General features: G+C 69.7%; 1 protein-coding gene. It reads left to right on the forward strand.

Features of this window, described 5'->3' with window-relative positions:
- On the forward strand, positions 1 to 360 hold a 360-nt coding region (locus tag J0A68_RS22530), incomplete at both ends, for a hypothetical protein (protein ID WP_438839579.1).

A 360-nucleotide genomic window follows, 5' to 3' on the forward strand; every position in this document is an offset into this window, starting at 1 on the left:
GGCCCGCGCTGCTCGCCGACTGGCTGCCCTGGGCCGGACTGGTCGCGCCGGGTGTCGTCTTGAACAAGGACGGCAGTTTCCAGCGCACGGCCCGGTTTCGCGGGCCTGACCTCGACAGTGCAACGCAAGGCGAGCTGATCGCCACGTCGGCGCGCTTGAACAACGCGCTGCGCCGGCTGGGTTCGGGCTGGGCGCTGTTCATCGAGGCCGAGCGCCGCGCCGCCGCCGACTACCCGCACTCGGACTTTTCCGAGCCGCTTTCGTGGCTGGTGGACGAAGAACGCCGCTCGGCCTTCGAGGATACCGGCCACCACTTCGAGAGCGGCTATCACCTGACGCTGGTGTACCTGCCGCCCGAGG

Source organism: Algoriphagus oliviformis (assembly GCF_017254915.1).
Lineage (GTDB): Bacteria > Bacteroidota > Bacteroidia > Cytophagales > Cyclobacteriaceae > Algoriphagus > Algoriphagus oliviformis.